This window comes from Citrobacter sp. wls619 (genome assembly GCF_005281345.1).
GTDB lineage: Bacteria > Pseudomonadota > Gammaproteobacteria > Enterobacterales > Enterobacteriaceae > Citrobacter.
Genome location: NZ_SZXJ01000024.1, coordinates 1 through 1,116, shown reverse-complemented (window position 1 = coordinate 1,116; position 1,116 = coordinate 1). Strand labels below are relative to the sequence as shown.

The following is a 1,116-nucleotide window of genomic DNA, read 5'->3' as shown; positions in this document are numbered from 1 at the left end:
TATCGGCTGGTCCGGGTCCCCGTTCAGGAAGTCCACTATCACCTCCTGCCCGATGCGCGGTATCGCCAGATTACCGAACCCCGGCCCTGCCCACGCCTGCGACACCCTCACCCAGCATGAACTCGCCTCCGTCTCCGGGTTATAACGGTCCCACCTGAACTTCACCCGCACCCGCCCATGTTCGTCGCAGAAGATTTCCTCTCCCGCCGGGCCGGTGACAATGGCGCTCTGCGGACCGTCCACCTTCGGCTTCTCCTGCAACACCGGCCGCCATGTCCTGTCCGCCGGTATCGCCTCAAAACGGTTCCCCAGCGTCGTGCCTTTCCCCTTACTGCCGTGCAGCGCCTGCGGCTGCTCACCCGTCAGGATACTGCTGATGACCTGCCACTCCCGGTTCAGCGCCTTCTGCGGGTGTTTTATCAGCGTAAACCTCGCGCCCGGCCACAGTCCCGGCGAGTTGCTCACCCCCGTCGCCTTCTCCGCATCCCCGCGCAACCCGTCCATCCGGTACAGCGTAAAATCCTTCCCGTGCTGCTCATCCTTGAACCGCCCCGGCCAGTCATATATCTCATACTGCGCAAGCTGACCGTTCAGGTTATCCCCTTCCTGTTCATACAGCCCCTCCCAGTCCGGCACCTTAAACGTGTAATCCTGGCTCTGTAACGACGACGGGCGTACCTGCGCTTCATAGCGGAATGTGCTGACACACGCCGTGCTCACCGCATCCGTATTCGGGTTAAACGGATATTCCCCCGCATCCGACAGCCCCGCCACGTCGTCACACAGCGTCAGCGTCTGCCCTGCGCTGTCCGCCGCATACCGGTCAAAGAAGAAGATACCCTCCTCCGCCCACAGCCGTGACAGAAACGCCAGGTCTGATTCACCGTACTGCACGCAGAACTCCCGTGCCGGGTGGTCTTCATAAAACAGCGGCGTCCACTCCGTCACCCCGTTCTCGTTCAGCAACTGCGCCGATATTGTCTGGATGTCCTGCTGCTGGAAAATGCGGAAGTTCTGTCGCAGGCCACACCGCCACAGCGGCGGCTGGATGCGCAGCTGGTAGCGCATCTGCCACCCGTTATTCTCCTGCATCCCGAATCCCGCCACCACGCCGGT

The 1,116-nt window shown here is 62.0% G+C and carries 1 protein-coding gene; it reads right to left on the bottom strand.

All coding sequences use genetic code 11. The features are described from left to right. Positions 1-1,116 (bottom strand): type VI secretion system tip protein TssI/VgrG (tssI, locus tag FDX19_RS01950; RefSeq protein ID WP_137381400.1); only part of this gene is annotated, 1,116 nt, incomplete at both ends.